Genomic DNA, 235 nt, shown 5'->3' on the forward strand with positions numbered 1-235 from the left:
GCGTCGTGTTGATCTCCAGCACTCCCGAACACCTTTTCCAGCCACTGCTCTACCAGGTCGCAACCGGCGTGCTCTCGAGCGAAGAGATCGCTCCCGACATCGCCGGCATCCTGCGCAAGCACCGCAACATCGAGGTCCGCCTGGGCACGGTCACCGATGTCGATCCCGATGCCGGCGTCCTGCATTTCCGGAACGAGAGCGGCACCGAGACGGTTCGTTTCCGGTACCTGATCGC

Annotated in this window: 1 protein-coding gene; it reads left to right on the forward strand. The window is 63.4% G+C overall.

The genetic code is table 11. The annotated features are described in order from the left end of the window. On the forward strand, nucleotides 1-235 hold a 235-nt coding region (locus tag SB717_RS39660; RefSeq protein ID WP_486360829.1), incomplete at both ends, for a hypothetical protein.

The organism is Priestia sp. SIMBA_032 (genome assembly GCF_046535215.1).
Taxonomy (GTDB): Bacteria; Bacillota; Bacilli; order Bacillales; family Bacillaceae_H; genus Priestia; species Priestia aryabhattai.